Annotated in this window: 25 protein-coding genes; 11 read left to right on the top strand and 14 right to left on the bottom strand. The window is 72.7% G+C overall.

Annotated features, from left to right (window positions below; all coding sequences use genetic code 11):
• Positions 1-125: 125 nt before the first annotated feature.
• From purE to QZX64_RS05640, 5 genes are all read right to left on the bottom strand, one after another.
• Positions 126-656, bottom strand: a complete 531-nt coding sequence (gene purE / locus QZX64_RS05660) for a 5-(carboxyamino)imidazole ribonucleotide mutase (RefSeq protein ID WP_295657631.1) — start codon at positions 654-656, stop codon at positions 126-128.
• The gene (locus tag QZX64_RS05655; RefSeq protein ID WP_295657630.1) at positions 653-1,822 is read right to left on the bottom strand and encodes a 5-(carboxyamino)imidazole ribonucleotide synthase; all 1,170 of its coding nucleotides are present in this window, start codon (positions 1,820-1,822) and stop codon (positions 653-655) included. The genes purE and QZX64_RS05655 overlap by 4 nt, the downstream gene beginning before the upstream one ends.
• A gap of 10 nt (positions 1,823-1,832) precedes the next feature.
• Positions 1,833-2,153 carry a winged helix-turn-helix domain-containing protein gene (locus QZX64_RS05650; RefSeq protein ID WP_295657632.1) on the bottom strand — a complete coding sequence of 107 codons (321 nt, stop codon included), beginning with the start codon at positions 2,151-2,153 and terminating at the stop codon, positions 1,833-1,835.
• A gap of 85 nt (positions 2,154-2,238) precedes the next feature.
• Positions 2,239-3,222 carry an adenylate/guanylate cyclase domain-containing protein gene (locus QZX64_RS05645; protein WP_295657629.1) on the bottom strand — a complete coding sequence of 328 codons (984 nt, stop codon included), beginning with the start codon at positions 3,220-3,222 and terminating at the stop codon, positions 2,239-2,241.
• On the bottom strand, positions 3,219-3,425 hold the full coding sequence (locus QZX64_RS05640) for a hypothetical protein (RefSeq protein ID WP_295657628.1): 207 nt from the start codon (positions 3,423-3,425) through the stop codon (positions 3,219-3,221). Before QZX64_RS05640 ends, QZX64_RS05645 begins: the two co-directional genes overlap by 4 nt.
• Positions 3,426-3,614: 189 nt before the next feature.
• Between QZX64_RS05640 and QZX64_RS05635 the strand changes: the two genes are divergently transcribed.
• Positions 3,615-4,343 (top strand): hypothetical protein, encoded by a 729-nt coding sequence (locus tag QZX64_RS05635; protein ID WP_295657627.1) that lies wholly within the window; start codon positions 3,615-3,617, stop codon positions 4,341-4,343.
• An 87-nt stretch (positions 4,344-4,430) separates the two neighbouring features.
• Here QZX64_RS05635 and QZX64_RS05630 read toward each other — a convergent pair whose 3' ends face one another.
• Positions 4,431-5,222, bottom strand: a complete 792-nt coding sequence (locus tag QZX64_RS05630; protein ID WP_295657626.1) for a biotin--[acetyl-CoA-carboxylase] ligase — start codon at positions 5,220-5,222, stop codon at positions 4,431-4,433.
• Between the two features lie 41 nt (positions 5,223-5,263).
• Here QZX64_RS05630 and QZX64_RS05625 point away from each other — a divergent pair, with 41 nt between their 5' ends.
• The 4 genes from QZX64_RS05625 (at position 5,264) to QZX64_RS05610 (ending at position 9,533) form a co-directional block, all read left to right on the top strand.
• A complete protein-coding gene (locus tag QZX64_RS05625) occupies positions 5,264-6,856 on the top strand; it encodes an acyl-CoA carboxylase subunit beta (RefSeq protein WP_295657625.1) in 1,593 nt (530 codons plus the stop codon).
• Positions 6,856-7,083, top strand: a complete 228-nt coding sequence (locus tag QZX64_RS05620; protein WP_295657624.1) for an acyl-CoA carboxylase subunit epsilon — start codon at positions 6,856-6,858, stop codon at positions 7,081-7,083. The genes QZX64_RS05625 and QZX64_RS05620 overlap by 1 nt, the downstream gene beginning before the upstream one ends.
• Positions 7,084-7,188: 105 nt before the next feature.
• On the top strand, positions 7,189-8,919 hold the full coding sequence (locus tag QZX64_RS05615; RefSeq protein WP_295657623.1) for an alkaline phosphatase D family protein: 1,731 nt from the start codon (positions 7,189-7,191) through the stop codon (positions 8,917-8,919).
• Positions 8,916-9,533, top strand: a complete 618-nt coding sequence (locus QZX64_RS05610) for a nucleoside triphosphate pyrophosphatase (RefSeq protein WP_295657622.1) — start codon at positions 8,916-8,918, stop codon at positions 9,531-9,533. The genes QZX64_RS05615 and QZX64_RS05610 overlap by 4 nt, the downstream gene beginning before the upstream one ends.
• Before the next feature lie 54 nt (positions 9,534-9,587).
• On the opposite strand, the gene QZX64_RS05605 is transcribed toward QZX64_RS05610, so the two are convergent.
• Genes QZX64_RS05605 through QZX64_RS05590 form a run of 4 tightly spaced genes read right to left on the bottom strand, consistent with a single transcriptional unit; the run spans position 9,588 to position 13,031 of the window.
• Complete coding sequence (locus tag QZX64_RS05605) at positions 9,588-9,974, bottom strand: universal stress protein (protein ID WP_295657621.1); 387 nt, start codon at positions 9,972-9,974, stop codon at positions 9,588-9,590.
• Complete coding sequence (locus tag QZX64_RS05600) at positions 9,971-11,515, bottom strand: tripartite tricarboxylate transporter permease (protein WP_295657620.1); 1,545 nt, start codon at positions 11,513-11,515, stop codon at positions 9,971-9,973. Before QZX64_RS05600 ends, QZX64_RS05605 begins: the two co-directional genes overlap by 4 nt.
• Positions 11,515-12,030 (bottom strand): tripartite tricarboxylate transporter TctB family protein, encoded by a 516-nt coding sequence (locus QZX64_RS05595; RefSeq protein ID WP_295657619.1) that lies wholly within the window; start codon positions 12,028-12,030, stop codon positions 11,515-11,517. The genes QZX64_RS05600 and QZX64_RS05595 overlap by 1 nt, the downstream gene beginning before the upstream one ends.
• Positions 12,030-13,031, bottom strand: a complete 1,002-nt coding sequence (locus QZX64_RS05590) for a tripartite tricarboxylate transporter substrate binding protein (RefSeq protein WP_295657618.1) — start codon at positions 13,029-13,031, stop codon at positions 12,030-12,032. Before QZX64_RS05590 ends, QZX64_RS05595 begins: the two co-directional genes overlap by 1 nt.
• A 63-nt stretch (positions 13,032-13,094) precedes the next feature.
• On the opposite strand from QZX64_RS05590, the gene QZX64_RS05585 reads away from it, so the two are divergent.
• Together QZX64_RS05585 and QZX64_RS05580 are read left to right on the top strand one after the other, a co-directional pair.
• Positions 13,095-13,703 carry a CDP-alcohol phosphatidyltransferase family protein gene (locus QZX64_RS05585; RefSeq protein ID WP_295657617.1) on the top strand — a complete coding sequence of 203 codons (609 nt, stop codon included), beginning with the start codon at positions 13,095-13,097 and terminating at the stop codon, positions 13,701-13,703.
• Complete coding sequence (locus QZX64_RS05580; RefSeq protein ID WP_295657616.1) at positions 13,700-14,158, top strand: VTT domain-containing protein; 459 nt, start codon at positions 13,700-13,702, stop codon at positions 14,156-14,158. The genes QZX64_RS05585 and QZX64_RS05580 overlap by 4 nt, the downstream gene beginning before the upstream one ends.
• Before the next feature lie 47 nt (positions 14,159-14,205).
• Here the strand turns inward: QZX64_RS05580 and QZX64_RS05575 are convergent, their stop codons facing one another.
• A complete protein-coding gene (locus QZX64_RS05575; protein ID WP_295657615.1) occupies positions 14,206-15,420 on the bottom strand; it encodes an acyl-CoA dehydrogenase family protein in 1,215 nt (404 codons plus the stop codon).
• A gap of 91 nt (positions 15,421-15,511) precedes the next feature.
• On the opposite strand from QZX64_RS05575, the gene QZX64_RS05570 reads away from it, so the two are divergent.
• Positions 15,512-17,284 (top strand): biotin carboxylase N-terminal domain-containing protein, encoded by a 1,773-nt coding sequence (locus QZX64_RS05570; RefSeq protein ID WP_295657614.1) that lies wholly within the window; start codon positions 15,512-15,514, stop codon positions 17,282-17,284.
• A 138-nt stretch (positions 17,285-17,422) separates the two neighbouring features.
• On the opposite strand, the gene QZX64_RS05565 is transcribed toward QZX64_RS05570, so the two are convergent.
• Together QZX64_RS05565 and QZX64_RS05560 are read right to left on the bottom strand one after the other, a co-directional pair.
• The gene (locus tag QZX64_RS05565) at positions 17,423-18,709 is read right to left on the bottom strand and encodes a calcium-binding protein (RefSeq protein WP_295657613.1); all 1,287 of its coding nucleotides are present in this window, start codon (positions 18,707-18,709) and stop codon (positions 17,423-17,425) included.
• A 118-nt stretch (positions 18,710-18,827) separates the two neighbouring features.
• The gene (locus tag QZX64_RS05560) at positions 18,828-20,063 is read right to left on the bottom strand and encodes a SpoIID/LytB domain-containing protein (RefSeq protein WP_295657612.1); all 1,236 of its coding nucleotides are present in this window, start codon (positions 20,061-20,063) and stop codon (positions 18,828-18,830) included.
• Positions 20,064-20,251: 188 nt separating this feature from the next.
• Here QZX64_RS05560 and QZX64_RS05555 point away from each other — a divergent pair, with 188 nt between their 5' ends.
• Entirely contained in the window at positions 20,252-23,629 is a 3,378-nt protein-coding gene (locus QZX64_RS05555) for a pyruvate carboxylase (protein ID WP_295657611.1), read from the top strand.
• Positions 23,630-23,656: 27 nt separating this feature from the next.
• On the opposite strand, the gene QZX64_RS05550 is transcribed toward QZX64_RS05555, so the two are convergent.
• Positions 23,657-24,205, bottom strand: a complete 549-nt coding sequence (locus tag QZX64_RS05550; RefSeq protein WP_295657610.1) for a DUF1360 domain-containing protein — start codon at positions 24,203-24,205, stop codon at positions 23,657-23,659.
• 137 nt (positions 24,206-24,342) lie between these two features.
• Between QZX64_RS05550 and QZX64_RS05545 the strand changes: the two genes are divergently transcribed.
• Together QZX64_RS05545 and QZX64_RS05540 are read left to right on the top strand one after the other, a co-directional pair.
• Positions 24,343-25,083 (top strand): histidine phosphatase family protein, encoded by a 741-nt coding sequence (locus tag QZX64_RS05545; protein ID WP_295657609.1) that lies wholly within the window; start codon positions 24,343-24,345, stop codon positions 25,081-25,083.
• The gene (locus QZX64_RS05540) at positions 25,080-25,961 is read left to right on the top strand and encodes an NAD(P)H-hydrate dehydratase (RefSeq protein ID WP_295657608.1); all 882 of its coding nucleotides are present in this window, start codon (positions 25,080-25,082) and stop codon (positions 25,959-25,961) included. The genes QZX64_RS05545 and QZX64_RS05540 overlap by 4 nt, the downstream gene beginning before the upstream one ends.
• Positions 25,962-26,020 lie beyond the last annotated feature (59 nt).

Here is a 26,020-nt window from a genome sequence, read left to right as displayed (position 1 = left end):
GCCTCGCCCCGGCGTGTCCGCCCAACCTTCGCCGGCGTGTCTCACGGTTAATGGGGGTTGCAACACCCGCCAAGCGAGGGGATCCCCGGATATCCGGGGATCCCTGCGCGCACGACACCCCCGGCTCAGAACCCCAGCCTTCGCGCCCCCCGGCCGGACTCCCGGCGCACGGCGGCGCCCTTCTCGGCCGCGGCGGCGCGCAGGGAGGACTGGAACTCGAGCATCCGCTGCTGGAGCGCAGGGTCGGAGGCGGCGAGGATGCGTACGGCGAGCAGCCCGGCGTTGCGCGCGCCGCCGATCGACACCGTGGCGACGGGCACGCCGGCCGGCATCTGCACGATCGAGAGCAGGGAGTCCAAGCCGTCGAGGTGCTTGAGGGGCACGGGCACGCCGATGACGGGCAGCGGGGTGACGGCCGCCAGCATGCCGGGCAGGTGGGCCGCGCCCCCGGCGCCGGCGACGACCACCGAGATGCCGCGGCCGGCGGCGTCGCGGCCGTAGGCGAGCATCTCCTCGGGCATCCGGTGGGCGCTGACGACGTCGGCCTCGTGGGCGACGTCGAACTCGGCGAGCGCCTCGGCGGCGGCCTGCATCACCGGCCAGTCGGAGTCGGACCCCATCACGATGCCCACGCGGGGCCGGTCGTCGGCACTCATTCGCTCTCGTCTCCCAGGTCTCCGCGGAACCACGCGGCGGCGTGCCGGGCGCGCTCGAGGCAGTCCTCGAGGTCGTCGCCGTAGGCGTTGACGTGGCCCACCTTGCGTCCCGGACGCAGCGTCTTGCCGTAGAGGTGCACCCGCAGGAACGGGTCGCGCGCCAGGGCGTGCGGGAAGCCGTCGTACAGGCGTCCGGTGTCGTCGGGCCCGCCGAGGATGTTGACCATCACGGTCCACCGCGCCCGCGGCGCGGGCGAGCCGAGGGGCAGGTCCATGACGGCGCGCAGGTGGTTCTCGAACTGCGAGGTGACGGCGCCGTCCTGGGTCCAGTGGCCGGTGTTGTGCGGCCGCATCGCCAGCTCGTTGACCAGCACCCGCCCGTCGGTGGTCTCGAAGAGCTCGACGGCCAGGACGCCGGTGACGCCCAGCTCCCCCGCCACGCGCAGCGCGATCCGCTGGGCCTCGCCGGCCAGCTCGGCGGAGAGGTCGGGTGCGGGCGCGACGACCTCGTGGCAGACGCCGTCGAGCTGGGTGGAGGCGACGACGGGGTAGGCGGCGGCCTGCCCGCTCGGCGACCGGGCGACGATCGCCGACAGCTCGCGACGGAAGTCGACGAGCTCCTCGGCCAGCACCTGCACACCCGCAGCCGCGGCGGCCTCGAAGGCGGCCCGGGCCTGGTCCGGCTCGCGCACGAACCAGACACCCTTGCCGTCGTACCCGCCGCGGGTCGTCTTGAGCACGCAGGGGAAGCCGAACGCCTCGACGTCGGCGAGCCCCTCCACCACGGCGTTGCGAGGACACGGGACGCCCAGCTCGGCCAGCCGGCGTCGCATCACGGCCTTGTCCTGGGCGTGCACCAGCGCGTCGGGGCCGGGCCGGACGGCCAGCTGCTGCTCCAGCGCGCGCAGGTGCTCGGTGGGCACGTGCTCGTGGTCGAAGGTCACCACGGCGCAGCCGGCGGTCACCGACCGCAGCGTCTCGAGGTCGCGGAAGTCGCCCACGACGTGGTCGGGGACCACCTGGGCGGCCGAGACGCCGTCGGCCTCGGCGAGCAGGCGCAGCGGCAGGCCGAGCGCGATGGCGGGCTGCGCCATCATCCGCGCCAGCTGCCCGCCGCCGATCACGGCCAGGGTCGGCGCCTGGGACGGGGCAGGGGGCTGCGGCACGCGGCCGACTCTAGGACAGGACGCGGACCTCGACGGGGGCGGCCACCTCGAAGCGCAGGCCGCGGCCGCGCAACGTGGTGATGAGCGTGGGTCGCCGGGTGTCGTCACCGAGCTTGCGGCGCACCCACCCCAGGTGCACGTCGATGGTCTTCGACGAGGTGTAGAAGCGGGCGTCCCAGACGCGGTGCATGAGCTCGTCGCGGGTGACGACCTCACCGGCGCGGGCGATCAGCGCGTGCACGAGGTCGAACTCCTTGCGCGACAGGCGCACCTCATCGTCCCCACGCCAGCAGCGACGCTGCTCGGGGTCCACGCACACGTCCTGCACCATGATCACGGGTAGACCGTAGGAATGCGCGGGGCGCGCCACGCCGTAAACCGCTGAGCGGGGCCCTCTGGTCCATACCAGCGACGCCTCAGTGACGGCGTACGGCGACCGGCTCGACGAGCCCGAACCCGCGCACCGGACGGGCCGGCAGCCGACGGGTCTCGAACTCCGCGGGCGGCAGCAGGTCGGCGGTCGCCTGGTCGATGATCACCCGGTTGCGGCGGGCGACGGCGGTGAGCCGCGCGGCCATGTTCACGGGCGGCCCGAAGACGTCGCCCATCCGCATGACCACCGAGCCGCTGGCCAGCCCGAGGCGGACGTCGGGCATCCGGCTGTCGCGGCCGATGACGTTGATGATGCCCTCGGCGATCGACACAGCGCGCTCGGCGTCGTCGGCCACGAAGAGCATCGAGTCGCCGATGCTCTTGATGACCCGGCCGCCCTGCGCGTTGACGACATCGGCGCAACGGCTCTCGAACACCTCCACGAGGTCGCCGATGCGGTTGGCGTCGATCTCGTTGCTGAGCTGGGTGAAGCTGACGATGTCGGCGAACCCGGCGGTGACCGCGGTGGTGTGCAGGTCGGCCTCGTTGGCGCCCAGGGCCTCCATCCGCGACACCGCGGCGGCGAGGTGGCGGCGCCAGGCGAAGGTCAGCAGCGTCTCGAACGGCTCGTTGACCTGCTCGACCAGCCGCAGCGCGGACTCCACGCGGCTGCCCGACTCCTCGTCGGTGCGGGCCAGCTCCTCCACCCGGTTGACCAGCGTCGCCACCTCCCAGTCGGCGAGGCGGGCCATCGTCTGGCCGACCGCGCGGGTGAGGTTGACCGCGAGGTCGAAGTCGATGGCGCCGGAGTCGACGATCGAGATGATCGTGGAGACCGCGTCGACGTCGGACTGGGTGAACGCCACCTCGGCGACGTGCTCGGGGAAGCCCAGGGACCGCCACAGGCGCCGGGTCTGGTCGATCGTCACACCCGTCTCGGACGCCACCTCGGCGGCGTTGTAGACGCGGTCCTGCCGCAGGATCGCGCGCTCGAGGCGCTCGCTGGGCGAGGAGTCGTCAGGCGTCATCGTCGTGTCGCACCGGGTCGCTCCGGGTCGCTCCCGGAGAGTCGGTGCAGATCCTCGGCGACCAGCGGCCGGACCACGAACCACAGCGCCGCCAGCGCCACCACGACCAGGAGCCGGACCGGGCCGAGAAGGGCCTCGGTCTGGGTGCGGGTCGAGGCGACGACGCGCTGGCCCTCGTTGAGGAGCCGGGCGGGGTAGGTCACCGGCCGATCATGTCACCTCGCAGGACGACCCTGCCGGGTCTGACCTGCCACGCCGTCTCCTGTAACACCGTCCCGCCCAGGTGCATGTACTGCTGTGGGCGCGCCGCGCCCGCGGCCAATCCGATCCAGTCGTCCGCGACGAAGCCCTCACCACGTCACCGCGAACACACAGCCGAAGGGAACCCTCCCATGCGTCCACACCTGCCTCGCCTGCTCAGGGGCCGCCGCCCGTCCCCCGCCCTGATCATCTCCAGCCTCGCGCTGGTCGTCGCGACCGGCGGCACGTCGTACGCCGCGGTGATGATCACCGGCAAGGACATCAAGAACGGCACGGTGTCCTCCAAGGACATCCGCAACAACACCGTGAAGAGCAAGGACGTCAAGAACGGCTCGCTGCGAGCCAAGGACTTCCGCGAGAGCGACCTGCCGCAGGGCCCGCAGGGACCCGCCGGGGTCGGCCGCTGGGCACTGGTGAACGCTGCCGGGCAGATCGAGGCGCAGTCGGGCGGGTTCAGCATCACCGCCGCCTACCCGACGCTGCCGAACACCGCGCCCGCCCCGGGTGACAACTCGGCCCGCGCCAACGGGAACGTCTACATCAACGCCAACGAGCCGCTGGGCAACAACGGCGTCCTCGCCGTGGTCGCGCTGCAGAACACCGTGGACCAGAACGGTGACGCCATCACCAACGGTCGCGCCCCCGGCGCCGACGCCAACCCCGAGTTCTCGGGTGAGATCTCGGTCAGCCAGTGCGGCGTCCCCGTCACCGCGTGCGCCCCTCCCGGCACCGCCAACCTCAATCACCTGGTGGTCAGCCCGCGGCTGAGCAACGGCGGGGTCACCACGGCCGACAACCGCAAGCGGTTCTACGTGGTCGTCACCGGCGACTCGGCCGACTACGTGGCGCCGGCCGCCTGAGCGGTCACCACGTAGCTCTCGACCGGCGGCGGGGCCTGGGACATGGGGCCCCGGCCCCGCCGCCTCCTCGGTCCGCGCGCGGGCGCCTCAGTCGGCCGTGGCGCGCACGTGGATCACGTCCCCGGCGCCCACGGTGAGGGTGCCGTCGGCCGAGCTCACCACCAGCGCGCCGTGGGCATCGATCCCGATCGCCTCCCCGCGGCGCACGTCGCCACCGGGGAGGTGCACCTCCACCTCCCGCCCGATCGTCGAGCAGGCGTCCAGGTAGGCCACGCGCACGGCGTCGGGAGCCTCCAGCAGCGGCAGCAGCCCGTTGAGGGCGCCGAGCACGTGCACCAGCAGGTCGGTGCGGTCGAAGCTCTCCCCCAGCTCGAGCGCCAGCGAGGTCGCCAGGGCGACGGGGAGGTCGTGCATCGTCTGGTTGACGTTGATGCCGACGCCGACGACCGCGGCGGGACCGCCCGGGGTCTCGATCCGCTCCACGAGGATCCCCGCGATCTTGTGGTCACCCACCAGGACGTCGTTGGGCCACTTCAGCGCCACCTCGGGCACCCGGTCGGCCAGGGCCGCCTGGACGGCGTACCCGACGAGCAACGGGAGCAGGGGCCACTGCGCCGCGGGCACGTCGGGGCGCAGCAGCACCGAGAACGTCAGGGCCACGCCGCGCGGCGTCTCCCACACCCGGTCGAGGCGCCCGCGGCCGGCGGTCTGGTGCTCGGTGGTGACGACCAGGCCCGCCTCCTCCCCCGCCCGCGCCCGCTCGACCACGATCGCGTTCGTCGAGGGCGTGGCGTCGACCACCTCCACGCGCCAGGGTCCGGGGAGCGCGGCCAGGCGCTCGGCATCCAGGGGCGGGCGAGGTGCCAGGGCGTCGCTCATGGGCACTAGATTGGCGCACGGACCACGAGGAGGCCACACCGGTGAGTGCAGACGCGACCCAACCCGAGCCCGACATCCACACCACGGCCGGCAAGCTGGCCGACCTCGAGCTCCGACTCGACGAGGCGGTGCACGCGGCATCGGCCAAGGCGGTCGAGAAGCAGCACGCCAAGGGCCGGGGCACCGCTCGCGAGCGCATCGCGCTGCTCTTCGACGAGGGCTCGTTCGTGGAGATCGACGAGCTCGCGCGCCACCGCTCCACCAACTTCGGGCTGGAGAAGAACCGGCCCTACGGCGACGGCGTGATCACCGGCTACGGCACCATCGAGGGCCGCCAGGTGTGCGTGTTCTCGCAGGACTTCACCATCTTCGGCGGCTCGCTGGGCCAGGTCTACGGCGAGAAGATCTGCAAGGTCATGGACCTCGCGGTGCGCACCGGCTCGCCCATCATCGGCATCAACGAGGGCGCCGGCGCGCGCATCCAGGAGGGCGTGGTGTCCCTGGGCCTGTACGGCGAGATCTTCAAGCGCAACGTGCACGCCTCGGGCGTCATCCCGCAGATCAGCCTGATCATGGGTTCCTGTGCCGGCGGGCACGTCTACTCCCCCGCGGTCACCGACTTCACGATCATGGTCGACGGCACCTCGAACATGTTCATCACCGGCCCCGACGTCATCAAGACCGTCACCGGCGAGGACGTCACCATGGAGGAGCTCGGCGGCGCCCGCACCCACAACACGAAGTCCGGCAACGCCCACTACCTGGGCTCGGACGAGCAGGACGCCATCGACTACGTCAAGGCGCTGCTGTCCTACCTGCCGCAGAACAACCTCGACGAGCCGCCGATCTACGACGAGGCGGCCGACCTCGACCTCTCGGAGGTGGACCGGGCCCTCGACGCGCTGATCCCCGACTCGCCCAACCAGCCCTACGACATGCACGAGGTCGTCTCGGCGGTGCTCGACGACGAGGAGTTCCTCGAGGTGCAGGCGCTGTTCGCGCCCAACATCGTCGTCGGCTACGGCCGGGTGGAGGGCCGCTCGGTCGGCATCGTGGCCAACCAGCCGCTGCAGCTCGCCGGCACCCTGGACATCGACGCCTCCGAGAAGGCCGCGCGCTTCGTGCGCACCTGCGACGCCTTCAACATCCCGGTGCTGACCTTCGTCGACGTGCCCGGCTTCCTGCCCGGCACCGACCAGGAGTGGAACGGCATCATCCGCCGCGGCGCCAAGCTCATCTACGCCTACGCCGAGGCCACCGTCCCGCTGGTCACCATCATCACCCGCAAGGCCTACGGCGGCGCCTACGACGTCATGGGCTCCAAGCACCTCGGCGCCGACATCAACCTGGCGTGGCCCACCGCGCAGATCGCGGTGATGGGCGCCCAGGGCGCGGTCAACATCCTCTACCGCAACGAGCTGAGGAGCGCCGAGGACCCCGAGGCACGTCGCGCCGAGCTGGTGCAGGAGTACGACGACACGCTGGCCAACCCCTACCAGGCCGCCGAGCGCGGCTACGTCGACGCGGTCATCACCCCGCACGAGACGCGGGTCGAGGTCGTCCGGGCACTGCGCCTGCTGCGCTCGAAGCGGGAGTCGCTGCCCGCGAAGAAGCACGGGAACATCCCCCTCTGATGGCCACGAGCAGTGGCGCCGACGAGGACCAGCCCGTGCTCCGCGTCCTCACCCCGGACGCCACCGCCGAGGAGGTCGCGGCGCTGGTCGCCGTCCTCTCCGCGCTCGGGTCCGACCAGGCGCCTGCCCCGAAGCCGGTCCCGGAGTGGTCGGCCCACCACCGCAAGGTGCGCCGTACGCTCCCGCACGGTCCGGGCGGCTGGCGCTCCAGCGGCCTGCCGCAGTGAGGGTGTCCGACCGGTTGCTGGAACGTTCGTGCAACGGGCGTTGTACGAACGTTCCAGCAACGGGGAGGCAGCCCTCCCTCAGGCAGGACGTGTGAGGGTGGGCCCATGACCGCACTCGTCCTTGGCCCCCTGGTCCGCTACGTCGACGAGCACACCGCCTCGGTGTGGGTGAAGACCGTCGCAGCCGCCCGGGTGACGGTGTGCGCCGGCGAGCACGAGGCCACCGCACGCACCTTCGGCGTGCACGGTCACCACTACGCCCTCGTCGAGCTCGACGGCCTGCCGAGGGGGACGCGCCTGGACTACCGGGTCCTCGTCGACGGCGAGCCGGTGTGGCCGCCGGCCGACTCGCCGTACCCGCCCTCACAGATCGTCACCCTCGACCACGACGAGCCGCTGCGGGTGGTCTTCGGGTCCTGCCGCACCTCGATCAGCCACGACGCCGAGGGCAACGGCATCCACGGCGTGGACGCGCTGCGCGCCTACGCGCTGCGGATGGCCGGGGTCACCGATGCCTCGGGCGACCACGACCCCGATGCAGGGGGCGACGTGCGCTGGCCCGGCCTGCTGCTCTTCCTCGGCGACCAGGTCTACGCCGACGAGACGACGGCCGAGATGCGCGAGTTCATCGAGGCCCGGCGTGACATCGAGCAGCCGCCGTGGACGGAGCTGAAGGACTACCAGGAGTACGCCCACCTCTACCAGATCGCGTGGGTCGAGCCCACCAACCGCTGGCTGCTCTCCACGGTGCCGAGCGCGATGATCTTCGACGACCACGACATCCGCGACGACTGGAACACCTCGCAGGTCTGGAAGGACGAGATGGAGGCCACCAGCTGGTGGCACGGCCGGGTCGTCGCCGGGCTCGCGGCGTACTGGGTCTACCAGCACCTGGGGAACCTCTCCCCCGCCCAGCGCGTCGACGACGAGGTCTGGAGGGCGATCACCGCCCACGAGGGCGAGCACGAGCACGACGCCACCGCCCACCTCGACGCGCTGGCCGAGCGCGCCGACCAGCACCCCGAGAGCTACCGGTGGAGCCACTCGCGCGACTTCGGAAGCCAGGCCCGGCTGGTGGTCATCGACTCCCGGGCGGCCCGTGTGCTGGAGCCCGGGCGTCGCTCGATCCTCGACGCCCATGAGCTCGCGTGGCTCGACGAGCAGATGCGGGGCGACGTCGACCACCTGCTCCTGGGCACCTCGCTGCCCTTCCTCCTGGCCCCCGGACTGCACTACGTCGAGGCGTTCAACGAGGCGCTCGCCGGCGGCGCCTGGGGACGGCGCGTCGGCACGCTCAGCGAGAGGATGCGCACCACGGTCGACCTCGAGCACTGGGCCGCGTTCCAGGAGGGCTTCCAGACGGTGGCGGCGATGGTCCTGGAGGTCGCGCGCGGCATGCGCGGGCGGGCACCGCGCACGGTCACCTTCCTCTCCGGCGACGTCCACCACAGCTATGTCTGCGAGGCCCGGGCCACCCGCCGCGCGACCGAGGGGCAACCGCCGCTGCGCAGCCGTGTCGTGCAGGCCGTCTGCTCCCCGATCCGCAACCCGATGCCACGGAAGGTGCGCTTCGCGACAACCGTCGTGTCCACCGGCGTCGCCGGCTCGGTGGGGCGCGCCGTCGCGCGCTGGGCCAGGCTGCCCGAGGCGCCGGTGCGCTGGCGGCTGGCCAAGGGGCCCTGGTTCGACAACAACCTGGCCACCCTCGAGGTGACCCCCTCCGGCCTGCACCTGTGGTGGGCGCGCGGCGAGGTGCACGAGGGCCGGCACGACCGTCCCGCCTTCGTGCAGGTGGCCTCCCACGACGTCGAGGCCGCGGATAGGGTCGCCGGGTGAGCCTCCCGTTCGTCCTGGCCTCCCAGTCTCCCGCCCGGCTGGCCACCCTCCGCAGCGCCGGGCTCGACCCCCACGTGGTCGTCAGCGGCGTCGACGAGTCACGCCTGGTGGGGCTGCCGCCGGTCGAGCTGGCGCTCCAGCTCGCGGAGCTCAAGTGCGCCGCCGTCGCCGTCCGGGGCGACCTCCCGGGTGACGGGCTGGTGCTCGGGTGCGACTCGGTCCTCGAGCTCGACGGCGACGCGCTGGGCAAGCCAGGTGACGCCGACGAGGCCGTCCGCCGGTGGCAGGCGATGCGCGGGCGCTCCGGCGTCCTGCACACCGGCCACTCGCTGCGCGACCTGGCCACCGGCGCGGTGGCCGCCGCCACGGCCAGCACGACGGTCCACTTCGCCGACGTCACCGACGCGGAGGTGGCGGCATACGTCGCCACCGGAGAGCCGCTGCACGTCGCCGGCGCCTTCACCGTCGACGGCCTCGGCGGCGCCTTCGTCACCGGCATCGAGGGCGACCACCACAACGTCGTCGGCGTCAGCCTCCCGCTGCTGCGCGACCTCGTGCGCGAGCTCGGCCACGCGTGGCCGTCGCTCTGGGCGACCCCCCCTGACCAGGGGTAGGTGAGATGACCACCGCCTACATCCACCTCGGCGTCGAGCGTGACGCCTTCGGCCTCAGGGCTTGACGGCCACCACGGGGCAGGGCGCCTCCATCAGCAGCCGGGTGGCGACGCTGCCCATCAGCATCTTGCCCACCTGGCTGCGGTGGCGGACCCCGATCACCAGCGCCTCGGCGCGGACCTCGCGAGCCACCGCCAGGATCTCCTCGGCGACGTCGGCACCGATCGACTGGCGCAGCTCGACGTCCACGGGCGACGCCGAGAGCCGCTCCTCCAGCTCGGTGCGGTCCCGCTCGCCGACGTACCGCTTGTCGACGAGGCTGTCGCCCCTGGTCGCGTTGACGACGACCAGGCCGGTGCCCCGCCGCTGCGCCTCGGCCAGTGCCTCGGTCAGCGCCGCCTCGCCGTACTCGTTGGGGATGTAGCCCACCACCACGCTCATCGCCGGACCTCGCTCTCGTCGGTGCGGTCGTCGGACGTGTCGTCGAGCCTGCCCGGGACCAGGCCCCGACCGCGGCGCTCCAGGATCGGCGGGACCACCAGCGCCAGCACGATCAGCACGTAGATGACGATGGCCAGCGGCTCGTTGAAGAGCCCGCTGATGGCCCCGTCGGACACGTCGAGCGCCTCGCGCATCCGGGTCTCCATCAGCGGGCCGATGATCACGCCGAGGATCAGCGGCAGGATCGGGATGCCGAAGCGGCGGACGGCGAAGCCCACGGCCCCGAAGACCAGGAGCAGCGCGATGTCGAAGGCGCTCTGGTTGACGGCGTAGGCGCCCAGCGAGGCGAAGAAGAGGATGCCGGCGTAGAGCTGCGGCCGCGGGACCTGCAGCAGCTTGGCCCACAGCGGTGCGAGCGGCAGGTTGATCAGGAGCAGCAGCGTGTTGCCGATGAGCAGGGCGCCGAGCAGCGTCCAGACGAGGTCGGGCTGGTCGGCCATCAGGGTCGGGCCCGGCACGATGCCGTAGGTGCGCATCGCCGCCAGCAGCACGGCGGCCGTGGCGGTCACCGGCAGGCCGAGGGCGAGCAGGGGCACGAACATGCCGGCGGCGCTGGCGTTGTTCGCGGCCTCCGGCCCGGCGACACCCTCGATCGCGCCGTGGCCGAACTCCTCGGACTTCCGCGACAGCCGCCGCTCCAGCACGTAGGAGAGGAACGTCGGCGTCTCCGCGCCGCCGGCGGGGAGGGCCCCGAACGGGAACCCGAGGGCGGTGCCGCGCAGCCACGGCCCCCACGAGCGGCCCCAGTCGTCACGGCTCATGAAGGGACGGCCGACGGGGATGACGTCGATGGGGGCCCGCCGCAGGTGGGCGGCGATCCACAGCGCCTCCCCGATGGCGAACACGCCGACCGCGACCACGACGATGTCGACGCCGTCGGCCAGCTGCAGGACGCCGGCGGTGAGGCGGGCCTGGCCGGTCGAGAGGTCGATCCCGACCAGGCCGATGGTCAGGCCGATGAACAGCCCGATGAAGCCGCGCAGCTTGGAGGAGCCCAGCACCGCGGTGACGAGCACCAGCGAGAGCAGCATGATCGCGAAGAACGACGGCGCGCCGATGTCGACCGCGATGTCGGCCAGCCACGGGGTCAGGAAGGCCACGAGCAGCGTGCCGATGGTGCCGGCGATGAACGAGCCGATGGCCGCCGTCGCGAGCGCCTGGGCGGCGCGCCCCCTCTTGGCCATCTTGTTGCCCTCGATGGCGGTCATCACCGACGCCGACTCACCCGGGGTGTTCAGCAGGATCGACGTCGTCGAGCCGCCGTACATGCCGCCGTAGTAGATGCCGGCGAAGAGGATCAGCGACTGGGTGGCCTCGAGGCCGAAGGTGATCGGGAGCAGGAGCGCCACCGCCATGGCCGGCCCGATGCCCGGCAGCACCCCGACGAAGGTCCCGAGCAGCACGCCGACGGCGGCGAAGAGCAGGTTCTCCAGCGTCAGGGCGTTGCCCAGGCCGCCGAGGAGCAGGTTCAGGGTGTCCATCACAGGATGCCGTCCAGGATGCCGGGCGCGAGGGGCACGTCCAGGCCGACGTAGAAGCCGTACCAGCTGCCCACCGAGAGCACCACACCGACGAGGAGGTCGCGCACCAGCGTGCGCGACCCGAGCGCCCAGGCGCAGCCGGCGAAGAGCAGCGCCCCCGTGACCGCCCAGCCGATGATGTTCACGAGCAGCAGGTTGAGCACCAGGATGCCGACGAGCTTGCCGACGGTGACCCAGTCGGGCGGGCTGGTGAGGTCGATGTCCTCGCCCTCCTCGCCCTGTGCCACGTCGCCGCGGGCGGTGGCCAGGGCCAGCAGCACCGCGAGCACGACCATGCCGACGCCGATGACGTAGGGGAAGACCCGCGGCCCGACCGGGTCGCCGAAGCCGACGTTCAGCCCGCGTGCGTCGATCACGGTGTAGACGCCCACGACCGCGAGGGCTCCCGCGAGGAGGTACTGTCCCCGGTCGACCTGGACCGGCGCGGGGCCCCGGGGCGTGAGTGCATCGGCCATCAGATCAGACCCAGCTCCTCGAGGGTGCCGGCGACGCGCTGGTCCTGCTCCTGCAGGAAGTCGCCGAACTCGTCGCCGGTGATGAAGTCGTCGGTCCAGCCGTTGGCCGTCAGCTCCCCCTGCCACTCCTCGGTCTCGTGCATCGTCTCCAGGTAGCCGATCAGCTCGTCGCGGCGCTCCTCGGAGATGTCGGGAGGGGCGAGCAGGCCCCGCCAGTTGAGGAAGACCAGGTCGATGCCCGACTCGGTGAGCGTCGGCACCTCGGCGAAGGCCTCCTGCGGGGACCGCTCCTCCCCCGACACCGCCAGCATCCGCAGCTCGCCGTCCTCGATGCTGCCCAGGAACTCCGCCGGCCCGGAGAAGCCGGCGTCGATCTTCGCGCCCAGCAGCGCGCTGGTCAGCGGGCCGCCGCCGTCGTAGGAGACGTAGTTGACGTCGCGGGGGTCGATCCCGACCTCGGCCGCGAGCTGCATCGGGAAGAGGTGGTCGGGCCCTCCCGGCGAGGAGCCGCCGCCGATCGCCAGCGAGCCGGGATCGGCCGTCCACGCCTCCACGAAGTCCTCCACCGTCTGGTACGGCGAGTCGGCCGGCACCAGGATCCCCTCGGGCTCGCTCATCAGCTGGGCCAGCGGGGTCGCGTCCAGGGGGTTGTAGGAGCTGGCGAAGGAGTACGTCGAGCCCACCACGCCGAGGCCGACGGTCATCACCGTCCGCTCGTCGCCGGCGTCGCCGATCAGCTCGGTCATCGCCGCTGCCCCGCCCGCGCCGATGACGTTGTCGACGGTGAAGGAGCCGCCCGTGACCTCGTTGGCCTCCATCGCGGCCACCGCGGCGCGGCCCGTCTGGTCGTAGCCGCCGCCGGGGCTGTTGGGGATGATCATCAGCAGGTCGCGGGAGTCGGCACCGCGGGTCACCCCGCACGCGGACAGGGGCACCAGCAGCAGCGCTGCGACAGCGCCCGCCGACCATCTCGCGATCCCGTGTCCCGGAGCATTCCGCACGGCCCCACTGTGCCGCGTGCCACCTGCGCTGTCGAGAACCCCCGGACCGGTAGCCTCGCCAGCATGGGGGCGACGAGGCAGACCGCCGCCGACGCGAGCGCCGAGCGGCTCTGGACGTCGGCCACGGTGGTGACCTTCGTGCGCACGGCGATCTCGGTCACCCTCGCGGCCTGGGCGGCGTACGACGGTGACCTGACCCTGCTGGTCGTCGCGCTGGTCGTCTACTGGGTCGGCGACATGCTCGACGGCTTCGTGGCGCGGGTGCGCGACGAGGAGACCCGCATCGGCGCGGTGATGGACATCTTCAGCGACCGGTTCTGCGCCGCGGCCTTCTACATCGGGCTCGCCTGGTTGGAGCCGCACCTGTCGCCGGCCATCTTCGTCTACCTCGCCGAGTTCATGGTCATCGACTGCTTCCTCTCGATCGCGTTCCTCGCCTGGCCGATCCGCAGCCCCAACTACTTCTATGAGGTCGACCGGCGCCTGTGGCTGTGGAACTGGTCCAAGCCCGGAAAGGCCACCAACTCCGCGCTCTTCGCGGTGCTGCTGCTGGTCACCGGCTGGATGTGGCTGGGCCTGGCGATCGCCACGGCGCTGCTGGTGCTCAAGTGCGTCTCGCTCGGCTGGCTCATGAAGCTGCGGCTGCCGGTGCCGGAGCGAGTCAGCGCGTGAACCTGCTGATCGGGACGTTCCTGTTCTCGTTCGGCTCGGCGCTCGTCCCGATCCTCAACGCGGAGGCCTACGTCGCGGTGGCGGCCAGGAGCCACCCCCCGCTGCTCATCGCGGCCGTGGCGGCCGTGGGCCAGATGGTCGGCAAGGTGCTCTGGTACTACGCCGGCGCCCACGCCGAGAGGCTGCCCTACATCAACCGCAAGATGGAGCGGCCGAAGACCCGCGCCAGCATGGACAAGTGGCAGGCCCGCACGCAGGGGCGCCCGTGGTTCACCGCGCTGCTGCTCTTCGTGTCCGCCTGGGCCGGGTTCCCGCCGTACGCCGTGATGGCGGCGCTGGCCGGCGTCCTGCGGGCGAACATCGTGGTCTTCCTGGTCACCGGCCTGGTGGGGCGGTTCCTGCGCTTCTGGATCGTGGCCGCCGCAGCGACGTCACTGTTCGACCTGTTCGGCTGAGACCGGCGCCGGCCCGGCGGCCGAGTCCGAGGAAGCCGGGCCCCGGGCTACTCGACCGGCAGGCCGAGCCCGCGGGCGATGAGCATGCGCTGCACCTCGGAGGTGCCCTCGCCGATCTCGAGCACCTTGGCGTCGCGGTAGAAGCGCGCCACGGGGTACTCCTCCATGAAGCCGTAGCCCCCGAAGACCTGCGTGGCGATGCGGGTCGCGGTGACGGCCGACTCCGTGGCGTAGAGCTTCGCGACGGCCGCTGCCTGCTTGAACTCGCGGGTGGTGACCGACTGGCCGGCGTCCATCCGGTCCTTGAGGTGCGCGGCCTTGTAGGTCAGCAGCCGCGAGGCGTCGAGCATCACCTGGAGGTCGGAGATCTGGAACGCGACGCCCTGCTTGCGACCGATGGGGCCCTGGGAGGTGTGCCGCTCGCCGGCGTACTGCAGCGAGAGGTCCAGGCAGGCCTGGATGCAGCCGACCGCGAGCGCGGCGATGGCGACCCGGCCGTCGTCGAGGGTGGCGAGGAACTGGGCGTAGCCGCGGCCGCGGCCACCGAGGAGGTTCCCCTCCGGGACGCGCACGTCCTCGAAGCTCAGCGGGTGGGTGTCGGAGGCGTGCCAGCCGAGCTTGTCGTAGGCCTTCTCGGCGGTGAAGCCGGGCGTGCCGCTGGGCACCAGGATCGCGCTGATCTCGGGCTTGCCGCCGCCCTCGGCGGAGGTGCCTGGTCGCTCTCCGGTGCGTGCGGTCACGGCGACGACGCTGGTCATGTCGGAGCCGGAGTTCGTGATGAACTGCTTGGCGCCGTTGACGACCCACTCGCCGTCCACGAGCACCGCCTTGGTGCGGGTGGCGCCCGCGTCCGAGCCGGCACCGGGCTCGGTGAGCCCGAAGCCGGCGATCTTGTCACCGCTCACCAGCTCGGGCAGCCATGTCTGCCTCTGCTCCTCGGAGCCGAAGGTGAGGATCGGGTTGATGCCCAGGCCGACCGCCGCCTCCAGCGTGATGCCCATCGACTGGTCGACCCGGCCCACCTCCTCGATGGCCAGGCAGAGGCTGGTGAAGCCGCCGTCCTCGCCGGCCAGGCCGGAGCCGCCGTACTCCTCGGGGGCGGTGAGCCCCATCAGGCCCAGCTTGCCCATCTTCTGCACGACGTCGGTCGGGAAGTGGTGCTCGCGGTCCCACTGCGCGGCGTACGGCGCGATCTCGGCCTCCGCGAACTCGCGGACGCTGCGGCGGAACATCTCGTGCTCGGGCGACAACTCGTAGGCCATGCCGCCATGCTAGCCGGAGAGGTTAACGATCGCTAACCACCCGGGACGGGTCTCGGGCGGTCACGGGGCCGGCGGGCGATAAGGTCGCTCCGTGCCTGACATCAAGCCGCTCGAGAAGGTCCTCGTCGCCAACCGGGGCGAGATCGCGGTGCGTGTGGTCCGCGCCTGCAGGGACGCCGGGATCGGCTCCGTGGCGGTCTACGCCGACCCCGACCGGGACGCGCAGTTCGTGCGGCTGGCCGACGAGGCGTACTCCCTGGGCGGGGCCACCCCGGCCGAGTCCTACCTCGACATCGAGAAGATCGTGAGGGCGGCCACCGACGCCGGTGCCGACTCGGTGCACCCGGGCTACGGCTTCCTCGCCGAGAACTCCGCGTTCGCCCAGGCGGTGATCGACGCCGGACTCGTCTGGATCGGCCCGCCGCCGGCTGCGATCGACGCGCTCGGCGACAAGGTGCAGGCCCGGCACATCGCCCAGAAGGTCGGCGCCCCGCTCGTCGCCGGCACCAAGGACCCGGTCGCGAACGCCGACGAGGTGGTCGCCTTTGCGGAGGAGAACGGGCTCCCCATCGCGATCAAGGCGGCGTTCGGCGGCGGTGGCCGCGGCCTCAAGGTCGCCCGCGAGATGTCGGAGGTCGCCGACGCGTTCGAGTCGGCCGTCCGCGAGGCCGTCACCGCCTTCGGCCGCGGCGAGTGCTTCGTGGAGCGCTACCTCGACCGGCCGCGCCACGTCGAGACGCAGTGCCTGGCCGACCAGCACGGCAACGTCGTGGTGGTCTCCACCCGCGACTGCTCGCTGCAGCGCCGCCACCAGAAGCTCGTGGAGGAGGCGCCCGCGCCGTACCTCTCCGCGGAGCAGCTGACCACGCTCTACGACTCCTCCAAGGCGATCCTCAAGGAGGCCGGCTACGTCGGCGCCGGCACCTGCGAGTTCCTCGTCGGGCAGGACGGCACCATCTCGTTCCTCGAGGTCAACACCCGCCTGCAGGTCGAGCACCCGGTCAGCGAGGAGGTCACCGGCATCGACCTCGTCCGCGAGATGTTCCGCATCGCCGCCGGTGAGGAGCTCGGGTACGACGACCCGGAGGTCCGCGGCCACTCCATCGAGTTCCGCATCAACGCCGAGGACGGCGGGCGCAACTTCATGCCCGCCCCGGGCACCCTCTCCGCCTGGGCGCCGCCGAGCGGCCCGGGCGTCCGCGTCGATGGAGGGTACGTCGCCGGCGAGACGATCCCGGGCTCCTTCGACTCCCTCATCGCCAAGCTCGTCGTCTCCGGCCGCGACCGCACCCAGGCGCTGGAGCGCTCGCGGCGCGCCCTCGCGGAGTTCGTCGTCGACGGCATGCCGACCGTGGTCCCGTTCCACGCCGCGGTCGTCTCCGACCCCGCGTTCGTCGGCGACGGCGAGACCTTCTCGGTCTACACGTCGTGGATCGAGACGGAGTTCGACAATCAGATCGCGCCGTACGCCGGCGACTCGGCCGAGGCCGAGGAGCCGGTGGAGCGCCAGAAGGTGACCGTCGAGGTCGGCGGGCGTCGCCTCGAGGTCGTCCTGCCCGGCGGGCTCGGCAGCATCGGCGGCGGTGCCGCCGGCGGCGCGCGGAAGCCCAAGCGCGCGGCCGGCAAGAAGGCCGGCGCCGCGGCCTCCGGCGACGCCGTGACCAGCCCCATGCAGGGCACCATCGTCAAGGTCGCCGTCGAGGAGGGTCAGCAGCTCGCCGAGGGTGACGTCGTGGTGGTCATGGAGGCCATGAAGATGGAGCAGCCGCTCAAGGCCCACAAGTCCGGCACCGTCACCGGCCTGCGGGCCGAGGTCGGCGCCACCGTCGCCAACGGCGCGGTCATCTGCGAGCTCAAGGACTGAGCTGGGGGCGTCCGGCCCCCTGACCGCTGCTGCTTCATCATGGTATGTCGGTGAATCGGGACCTCCCACGGCGTGCAAGCCATGGGAAGCGCTGGTTCGGCTGCATACCATGATGAACCGTCGACGACGGCCGGCGGCCTACTCGCAGAGGCGGCGCGACTCCGCGGCGGAGCAGGAGTCGCGGCCGCCCATGCCCCAGACGAAGTCCTTGCCCTTGCCGCCGTCGATCCTGTCGTTGTAGAAGCTGCCGTAGGCGAAGTCCTTGCCGCCGTTCAGGCGGGCGTCCAGCGCGCCGCCCCGCGCCAGGCCGACGAGCTCGCCGGAGTTGGTGCCGGTGAAGTTCACGGAGACGTAGTCGTTGACGAGCACCTGCTCGACGCCGCTCACCTTGCCGGCACCCTGGCCGTCGATGACACCGGCGGCGAGGTCGACCTTCATGCCCGGACGGCCGCTCGGGTCGCCGTAGGTGCTGGTGAGCGTGAGGACGTCGACGCCCGAGGCACCGTCGACCCGCATCGTGCCGCCGCGGACGACGTTGGCGAAGATCGCGTCGTGGCCGCCCCCGCCGGTGACGTCGGCCGCCTGGCCGGAGTGGGCGTAGATCGCGTCGACGCCGCCCCCACCGGTGAGGGTGTCACGGCCGCGGTAGCTGCGGAGGGTGTCGTTGCCGTCGCCGCCGGAGACCCGGTCGTCGTCGTCACCGCCGGGCACGGGGCCCTCGGCCCAGACCTCGTCGTGGCCGCCGAGGCCGTTGATGGTGTCGCCACCGCCGCCGCCCTCGAGGTAGTCGTCGCGAGGCGAGCCGTTGAGGGTGTCGGCGAACTGCGAGCCGATGATGCCCACGGCGCCGGCGGTGCCGATCGTGTCGGTGCCGTCGCCGGCGACGGTCCCGGTGGTGGCCGTGGCGCTGAGGTCCACCTTCACCGGCACCGAGGAGGTGGCGTAGGTCACGCGGTCGGGGATCGTCTCGTCGCGGCTGCGCCGCTGGTCGGCCACGGGGTCGACCGTGTCGTTGCCCGGGCCCGGGTCGATGACGTCGCCGACCTTGTGGTCACCGCGGCCGTCGATCCAGAACGCGTCGGCCCCGCCGAAGATCGTGTCGTCGCCGGCGCCACCGAGGATGGTGTCGGACCCGCCACCGCCACAGACGACGTCGCTGCCGTCGAGCGCCTCGACGTAGTCGTCGCCGTTGCCGGCCCAGACGACGTCGCGACCGGGGGTGCCCACGAGGCGGTCGGGACCGTCGGTGCCCACGATCGTGGCTGCCTGGCCACCGCAGGTCTCGGCGGCACGGGCCTGCACGACGGCTGCCTGGGAGATCGACGTGGACGGTCCTGTGCCGGTGGTGAGGCCGGCCGTTCCCGGCGCGCCCCAGAGCGTCGTGATGGCCACGACCCCGGCCAGGAGAGTGATGCGCTTCTTCATGGCGCCCCCTTCGCAGTCCCCCACCGTACGTGGTCCGGCCGAGCAACGCCGGTAGGTAGTCCGCCCCCGCGCGTTTCGGGGCGTGTTCCGGGAGTGACGCGTGGGACCACGCCGCTGCCTACCTGGCGGTGATGGAGCTGACCGTGAACCACGTCGACCGCAGTCCCAGGGCCGAGCGCACCGCGTCGCCGGAGACGGTCACGGACCCCTTGGCGCCGACGATCGTGAGGTCGTCGACCCGGCCGCCCCACTCGCCGTTGCCGTCGCGGGCCTCGACGACGAGCCGGGTGACGTTGCCGACCCGCGGCCAGGCCGCCTCGATGGTCGCGTCGGTGACCTGCTTGGTCCAGGTGTGCACGGGGTTGCCCGCCCAGCCGTCGTAGGGGTCCTCCCGGGCGGCGAGGTAGGGCACCGACCCGGCCGCGGTCCAGCCGCCGCTGCTGGAGGCGAACTGCGTGAACGCCGGCTGCCCGCCGACGGTCAGCGCCTCGCCGGCGGTGGCCCGCACCGCCTCGTCGGAGGCGGGATGCTCGGCCGACCGGCCGCCGTACACCTGGCAGGAGGTGGTGTCGCAGACCTGGTAGTGCCCGGCCCGCGGGTGCGCCCGCTCGTACGACGCGTACGACCGGGCGGCGACCGCCTGGGCCTTGACGGCCTCGGGGCTCCAGGTCGCGGGGATCTCCAGCGGCACGACGCCGCGCAGGTAGCGGTCGAGCCCGACGACGTTCACGGTGTCGCGCGCCGGGCTGCCCGGGGTGGGCGAGGCGGCACGGAGCCGGCCGCGGTAGGAGACGGTGCGCGTGGGGGTGACCAGGGCGATCGGTGCTCTCCTGGCGGAGAACTCCCCGTCGCCGGCGAAGGCCATCAGCCGGCGCCAGGCGCTGCCGCCGCTGCGGTGCGAGACCACGGTCCTGCCGCTGCGGCCGGCGGTGAGCCGCCACTGGGTGGCGCCGTTGGCCGGCAGCGTCCACGCCTCCTGCGTCGCGGTGCTGCGGACGCGGAGTCCCTGGCGGGCGAGCACGACGACGTCGTCGGTCGTGTCGGCGCTGACCAGCACCTTGATCGGCCCGGAGGCCGTGCCCCACTCCGTGCCGGCGTAGTAGAACCCGACGATGTCGCGGTAGCCGAGGCCGGCGCGCGCGGCGCCTTCGGCGCCGTACTGCGACATGCCGTGCCCGTGGCCGTAGCCGTGACCGGTGAGCGTGATCGACGCCGACGGCGGCACTGCGAAGGCCTCGTCGACCACGACGCTGCTGGCCGCCGTGGGTGACTGCAGGGAGAGTCCCAGGGGCAGCGTGAGGGCGGTGATGGCGGCGAGCAGCAGCCGACGTGATCCGTGCGGGAGGGGGCGCATCGCGAGGGCTTCCTGGGTCTGCTGTGACGTCTGGGTCTCGATGGGAACACGCCTGCCCCAAGGGTCACAACGGAACGGCTGCAACTACAGACGTGTAGTTCACAAGGCGCTCCGTCGACGTGACCGCATGACGGACCCGGGAGGTGGCCGAGCCCCGCAGGCGGCCGCTGCTCGGTAGCCTGCGGCGCATGTTCTCCAAGGTGCTGGTCGCCAACCGCGGCGAGATCGCGATCCGGGCGTTCCGCGCCGCCTACGAGCTCGGCTCCCGCACCGTCGCGGTCTTCCCCCACGAGGACCGGCTCTCCGAGCACCGCCTGCGGGCCGACGAGGCCTACGAGATCGGCGAGCGTGGGCACCCGGTGCGCGCCTACCTCGACCCCGACGCCATCGTGGCCGTCGCGGTGCGCGCGGGGGCCGACGCGATCTACCCCGGCTACGGCTTCCTCTCGGAGAACCCCGCCCTGGCGAGGGCCTGCGCCGACGCCGGGATCACCTTCATCGGGCCCACCGCCGAGGTCCTGACGTTGACCGGCAACAAGGCACGGGCCATCGCCGCGGCCCGGGCGGCCGGCGTGCCCACCCTGCAGAGCGTCGACCCCTCCACCGACGTCGACGCCCTGGTCGACGCCGCCGGGGTGCTGCCCTTCCCCGTCTTCGTCAAGGCGGTCGCGGGCGGCGGCGGTCGCGGCATGCGACGCGTCGACGACCCCGCCCGGCTCCGCGAGGCGGTCGAGACCTGCATGCGCGAGGGCGAGGCGGCCTTCGGCGACCCGACGGTCTTCGTCGAGCAGGCCGTCGTCGACCCGCGGCACATCGAGGTGCAGGTGCTCGCCGACGGCAGCGGGGAGGTGATCCACCTGTTCGAGCGCGACTGCTCGCTGCAGCGTCGCCACCAGAAGGTCGTCGAGATGGCGCCCGCGCCCAACCTGGACCCCGCGATCCGGGACCGGATGTGCGCCGACGCGGTCCGCTTCGCCCGCGAGATCGGCTACCGCAACGCCGGCACGGTCGAGTTCCTGCTCGACCCGGCCGGCAGCTACGTCTTCATCGAGATGAACCCCCGCATCCAGGTCGAGCACACGGTCACCGAGGAGGTCACCGACGTCGACCTGGTGCAGAGCCAGATGCGCATCGCCTCGGGTGAGACCCTCGCCGACCTCGGCCTCGACCAGGAGTCGCTGGTGGTGCGCGGCGCCGCCCTGCAGTGCCGGATCACCACCGAGGACCCCGCCAACAGCTTCAGGCCCGACACCGGCAAGATCACGACCTACCGCTCCCCCGGCGGCGCGGGTGTGCGCATCGACGGCGGTACGACCTACACCGGCGCCGAGGTCAGCGGACACTTCGACTCCATGCTGGCCAAGCTGACCTGCCGCGGCCGGACCCACGAGATGGCCGGGCAGCGGGCGCGGCGCGCGCTCGCGGAGTTCCGCATCCGCGGGGTCTCCACCAACGTCGCCTTCCTCCAGGCCGTGCTCGCCGACGCCGACTTCATCGCCGGCCGGGTGACCACGGCGTTCATCGAGGAGCACCCGCAGCTGCTGGCCACCCGCGCGTCCGGGGACCGCGGCACCAAGCTGCTGGCCCACCTGGCCCACGTCACGGTCAACCAGCCCCACGGGCCCGCACCGGTCTCGGTCGACCCGGCCACCAAGCTGCCGCCGGTCGAGCTCGGCGTGCCTGCCCCCGACGGCACCAGGCAGCTGCTGCTCTCGGTCGGTCCCGAGGAGTTCGCACGCCGGCTGCGCGGGCAGACGCAGGTGGCGGTGACCGACACGACCTTCCGCGACGCCCACCAGTCGCTGCTCGCGACCCGCGTCCGCACCCGCGACCTGCTGCAGGTCGCCGGTCACGTGGCGCGCACGACACCCCAGCTGTGGTCCGTGGAGGCCTGGGGCGGGGCGACGTACGACGTGGCGCTGCGCTTCCTCTCCGAGGACCCGTGGGACCGGCTGGCGGCCCTGCGCCAGGCCGTCCCCAACATCTGCCTCCAGATGCTGCTGCGCGGGCGCAACACGGTCGGCTACACCCCCCATCCCACGGAGGTCACGAACGCCTTCGTGGAGGAGGCGGCGGCCACCGGCGTCGACGTGTTCCGCATCTTCGACGCGCTCAACGACGTCGAGCAGATGCGCCCCGCGATCGAGGCCGTGCGGGCGACCGGCACCACGGTGGCCGAGGTCGCGCTCTGCTACACCGGCGACCTCTCCAGCCCCGCCGAGAGCCTCTACACCCTCGACTACTACCTCGACCTCGCCGAGCGCATCGTCGACGCCGGCGCACACGTGCTGGCGATCAAGGACATGGCCGGCCTGCTCCGGGCCCCCGCGGCCCGCACGCTGGTGACGGCGCTGCGCGAGCGCTTCGACCTGCCCGTGCACCTGCACACCCACGACACCCCCGGTGGCCAGCTCGCCACCCTGGTGGCGGCGATCGAGGCCGGCGTCGACGCGGTCGACGCGGCGACCGCCTCGATGGCCGGCTCGACGTCGCAGCCGGCCCTGTCGGCGCTGGTGTCGGCCACCGACCACTCCGACCGCGAGACCGGCCTGTCCCTGGACGCGGTGTGCGCGCTGGAGCCCTACTGGGAGGCGACCCGCCGCGTCTACGCGCCCTTCGAGTCGGGCCTCCCCTCGCCCACCGGGCGCGTGTACCGCCACGAGATCCCCGGCGGGCAGCTCTCCAACCTGCGCCAGCAGGCCATCGCGCTCGGGCTCGGCGAGAAGTTCGAGCAGATCGAGGACATGTACGCCGCGGCCAACGACATCCTCGGCAACGTGGTCAAGGTGACGCCGTCCTCGAAGGTGGTCGGCGACCTCGCGCTGCACCTGGTCGCCGTCGGCGCCGACCCGGCCGTCTTCGCCGAGGACCCCGAGAAGTTCGACATCCCCGACTCGGTCGTCGGCTTCCTCAGCGGGGAGCTGGGCCACCCGCCGGGCGGCTGGCCCGAGCCGTTCCGCACCAAGGCGCTGGCGGGCCGTACGTGGCGACCGCCGGCCACCGAGCTGACGCCCGAGCAGTCGGCCGGCCTGTCGGCGAACCGCCGGGAGACGCTCAACGAGCTGCTGTTCCCCGGCCCGACCAAGGAGTTCCGCGAGGCGAGGGAGACCTACGGCGACGTGTCGGTCCTCCCCACCATGAGCTACCTGTACGGCCTGCGGCACGGTGAGGAGACCGAGGTCGAGATCTCCGAGGGCGTGCGGATCCTCTTCGGCGTGCAGGCGATCAGCGAGTCCGACGAGCGCGGGTTCCGCACCCTGATGGCCACCATCAACGGCCAGCTGCGGCCGATCTCGGTGCGCGACACCTCGGTCGCCTCTGCCGTGACCGCGGCCGAGAAGGCCGACCCCTCGGTGCCCGGGCAGGTCGCGGCTCCGTTCCAGGGCGCCGTCACGCCGGTCGTGGCCGAGGGCGACACGGTCGCCGTGGGCGACACCGTCGCCACGATCGAGGCCATGAAGATGGAGGCGTCGATCACCGCGCCGGTGGCCGGCCGCGTGGTCCGCCTCGCCGTCACCTCCACCCAGGCGGTCGAGGGCGGCGACCTGGTGCTCGTGCTGCAGTGACGCCGCCCCGGGCGAGGCTCGGGGACATCAGTCCCCGCGCATCCGGGCGTAGACGTGCTGCAGGGAGTCCGAGATGGCCGACACCGCGAACAGCGCCGCCCAGGCGCGTGCCGTGCGCGGGGCCAGCGCCAGCGTCGCGACGTACCCCGTGCTGACCCACACGCCCATGCAGAACGGGCACGTCAGCAGCTCGCCGACCGTGTGCCGGACCCCGTGCTCGCCGCGGGCCTCCTCCACGTGCTCGGAGGAGCCCGCGGCCTCCTGGAACCGGGTGAACGGCGCTCGCAACGGGCTGGCCACCGACGACCTGGACAGCAGGCGGGAGAACTTGTGGGTCGCAACGCCGCCCAGCACCACGTCGACGACGCTGTAGCGCTCGGGCAGCTGGACCCCCGCCGCCCGGCCGACCAGCGTCAGCGTCGCGACGCCCGCTGCGTAGGTGGTGAGGCTGCCGGCGAAGCCGGACAGGTCCACGACGTCCTCCGGGTCGTAGGCCCGCGCGAGACTCTCGGCCGGCGACGTGCCGTCGGCGCGGTGCGCCGGACCCACCATGTCCCTCAGATCCCTGATGCTCATGCCTCCCGATACCCGATCACGCCCTGTCCACACCTGCCCTGTCCATACCTCCGGCCGGAGGCCGGCGTCGTGCATGGACGCCGGGCGCCGAGGGCACAGGGTGGCAGCAGCGGTCGACGACGAGAGAGTGAGCCAGCGTGAAGCCCAGGTGGAACAGCGGACCCGCGGAGATCGTGCTGGTCCGGCACGGCCACAGCGAGGGCAACCTCGCCGACGCCCAGGCCCGCGAGGCCGGCGCCGAGCGGCTCGACCTCGATGCCCGCGACGCCGACGTCGCGCTGTCCGGCACCGGGCGCGAGCAGGCCGGTGCGGTGGCCGCCTGGCTGGCCGGTGAGACCGGCGACCGGCGTCCGACCGTCGTCGTCAGCTCGCCCTACCGACGGGCCGCCGACACCGCGGCCCGCGTGGTCGCCGACCTCGGCCTCGAGGTGGTCCTCGACGAGCGGCTGCGCGAGCGCGACCTCGGCGTCTTCGACGGGCTCACCGGCGTGGGCATCAGGGCGCACTACCCGGAGGAGGCAGAGCGCCGCAGCAAGCTGGGCAAGTTCTACTACCAGCCCCCCTCCGGCGAGAGCTGGGCCGACGTGGTGCTGCGAGTGCGCAGCCTCCTGGACGACCTGCGCCAGGGGTTCGACGGGGAGCGGGTGTGGCTGTTCACCCACCAGGCGGTGATCAGCAGCTTCCGGTACGCCCTCGAGGACGTCTCCGAGGAGGACCTGCTCGACATCGACCGCGAGACGCCGATCCCGAACGCCTCGTTCACGACGTACCGGCGCGACGGGACGCACTTCCACCTCGAGTCGTTCGCCGACACCACCGCGGTCGACTCCGCCGAGGTGGAGGTCACCGACGAGCCCTCGAAGACCGGTCGGTCATGAGCGCCGCGCCCACGATCGTGACGCCGGCGACCCTGCGCACCTGGGCGCTGCCGGCTGCCGGCTCCGGCAAGGGCTCGCGCGGGGAGGTCGTCGTGGTCGGCGGCAGCTGCGGCACCCCGGGCGCGGTGCTCCTCGCGGGGGAGTCCGCCCTCCGCGCCGGCGCCGGGAAGCTCGCCATCGCGACGGTCGGCGACGTCGGGCCCGCCCTCGCCGTGGCCGTGCCCGAGGCCATGGTGCTGGCCCTCCCCCGCACCGACGACGGCGACATCTCCGTGGGCTGCCTGCCGGTCGTGCAGTCGCGGCTGGAGTCCGCCGACGTGGTCGTCGCGGGGCCGGGCTTCGCCAGCGCCGACGGCGCCGTCGAGGTGCTCGCCGAGATGCTGCCCCACGTCACCGGAGCGCTGGTCCTCGACGCCATCGGCTCGGCCTTCCTGACCCAGCACCCCGACGGCCTCCACCACCTCGAGGGCCGTGGCGTGCTCACCGTCAACCCCACCGAGCTCGCGCTCACCGCGGGCTGCGAGGCCGAGGAGGTCGAGGACGACCCCCTCGGCCCGGCGAGCCGGGTGGCGAAGCGCTCGAACGTCGTCGTGCTCCTCGGCGGCTCGACCAAGCACGTCGTGACGCCCGACGGCCGTTCCTGGACGGTCGAGGGAGGCGGCCCGGGCCTGGGGGTGTCCGGCTCCGGCGACGCCCAGGCCGGCATCGTCGGCGGGCTGGTGGCGCGCGGCGCCGAGCCCGCCCAGGCAGCCGTCTGGGGTGCCTACCTGCACGCCCGCGCGGGCGAGCGGCTGGCCGCCGAGGTGGGCGTCCTGGGCTACCTCGCGCGTGAGATCCCACCCCACGTCCCCCGCATCCTGGTGGAGCTGCTGGCCTGAGGCGGCCCTCGCATGACGCCGTACGCCGCCGGGTACCGTCGCAGCGACCGTGCACGACG

The sequence above is a fragment of the uncultured Nocardioides sp. genome, from assembly GCF_902805925.1.
In the GTDB taxonomy this organism is placed as follows: Bacteria; Actinomycetota; Actinomycetes; order Propionibacteriales; family Nocardioidaceae; genus Nocardioides.
Note: the sequence above shows the minus strand (reverse complement) of the source record. Positions and strands in the feature narration are given on the sequence as shown.

What these genes read in the sequence shown, in the direction of transcription:
- QZX64_RS05615 (WP_295657623.1), top strand. Translation starts at nt 7,189, where the DNA reads ATGACCGCACTCGTCCTTGGCCCCCTGGTCCGCTACGTCGACGAGCAC.
- QZX64_RS05605 (WP_295657621.1), bottom strand. Translation starts at nt 9,974, where the DNA reads ATGAGCGTGGTGGTGGGCTACATCCCCAACGAGTACGGCGAGGCGGCG.
- QZX64_RS05600 (WP_295657620.1), bottom strand. Translation starts at nt 11,515, where the DNA reads ATGGACACCCTGAACCTGCTCCTCGGCGGCCTGGGCAACGCCCTGACG.
- purE (WP_295657631.1), bottom strand. Translation starts at nt 656, where the DNA reads ATGAGTGCCGACGACCGGCCCCGCGTGGGCATCGTGATGGGGTCCGAC.
- QZX64_RS05650 (WP_295657632.1), bottom strand. Translation starts at nt 2,153, where the DNA reads ATGGTGCAGGACGTGTGCGTGGACCCCGAGCAGCGTCGCTGCTGGCGT.
- QZX64_RS05540 (WP_295657608.1), top strand. Translation starts at nt 25,080, where the DNA reads ATGAGCGCCGCGCCCACGATCGTGACGCCGGCGACCCTGCGCACCTGG.
- QZX64_RS05560 (WP_295657612.1), bottom strand. Translation starts at nt 20,063, where the DNA reads ATGCGCCCCCTCCCGCACGGATCACGTCGGCTGCTGCTCGCCGCCATC.
- QZX64_RS05555 (WP_295657611.1), top strand. Translation starts at nt 20,252, where the DNA reads ATGTTCTCCAAGGTGCTGGTCGCCAACCGCGGCGAGATCGCGATCCGG.
- QZX64_RS05585 (WP_295657617.1), top strand. Translation starts at nt 13,095, where the DNA reads ATGGGGGCGACGAGGCAGACCGCCGCCGACGCGAGCGCCGAGCGGCTC.
- QZX64_RS05595 (WP_295657619.1), bottom strand. Translation starts at nt 12,030, where the DNA reads ATGGCCGATGCACTCACGCCCCGGGGCCCCGCGCCGGTCCAGGTCGAC.
- QZX64_RS05645 (WP_295657629.1), bottom strand. Translation starts at nt 3,222, where the DNA reads ATGACGCCTGACGACTCCTCGCCCAGCGAGCGCCTCGAGCGCGCGATC.
- QZX64_RS05620 (WP_295657624.1), top strand. Translation starts at nt 6,856, where the DNA reads ATGGCCACGAGCAGTGGCGCCGACGAGGACCAGCCCGTGCTCCGCGTC.
- QZX64_RS05575 (WP_295657615.1), bottom strand. Translation starts at nt 15,420, where the DNA reads ATGGCCTACGAGTTGTCGCCCGAGCACGAGATGTTCCGCCGCAGCGTC.
- QZX64_RS05565 (WP_295657613.1), bottom strand. Translation starts at nt 18,709, where the DNA reads ATGAAGAAGCGCATCACTCTCCTGGCCGGGGTCGTGGCCATCACGACG.
- QZX64_RS05630 (WP_295657626.1), bottom strand. Translation starts at nt 5,222, where the DNA reads ATGAGCGACGCCCTGGCACCTCGCCCGCCCCTGGATGCCGAGCGCCTG.
- QZX64_RS05635 (WP_295657627.1), top strand. Translation starts at nt 3,615, where the DNA reads ATGCGTCCACACCTGCCTCGCCTGCTCAGGGGCCGCCGCCCGTCCCCC.
- QZX64_RS05550 (WP_295657610.1), bottom strand. Translation starts at nt 24,205, where the DNA reads ATGAGCATCAGGGATCTGAGGGACATGGTGGGTCCGGCGCACCGCGCC.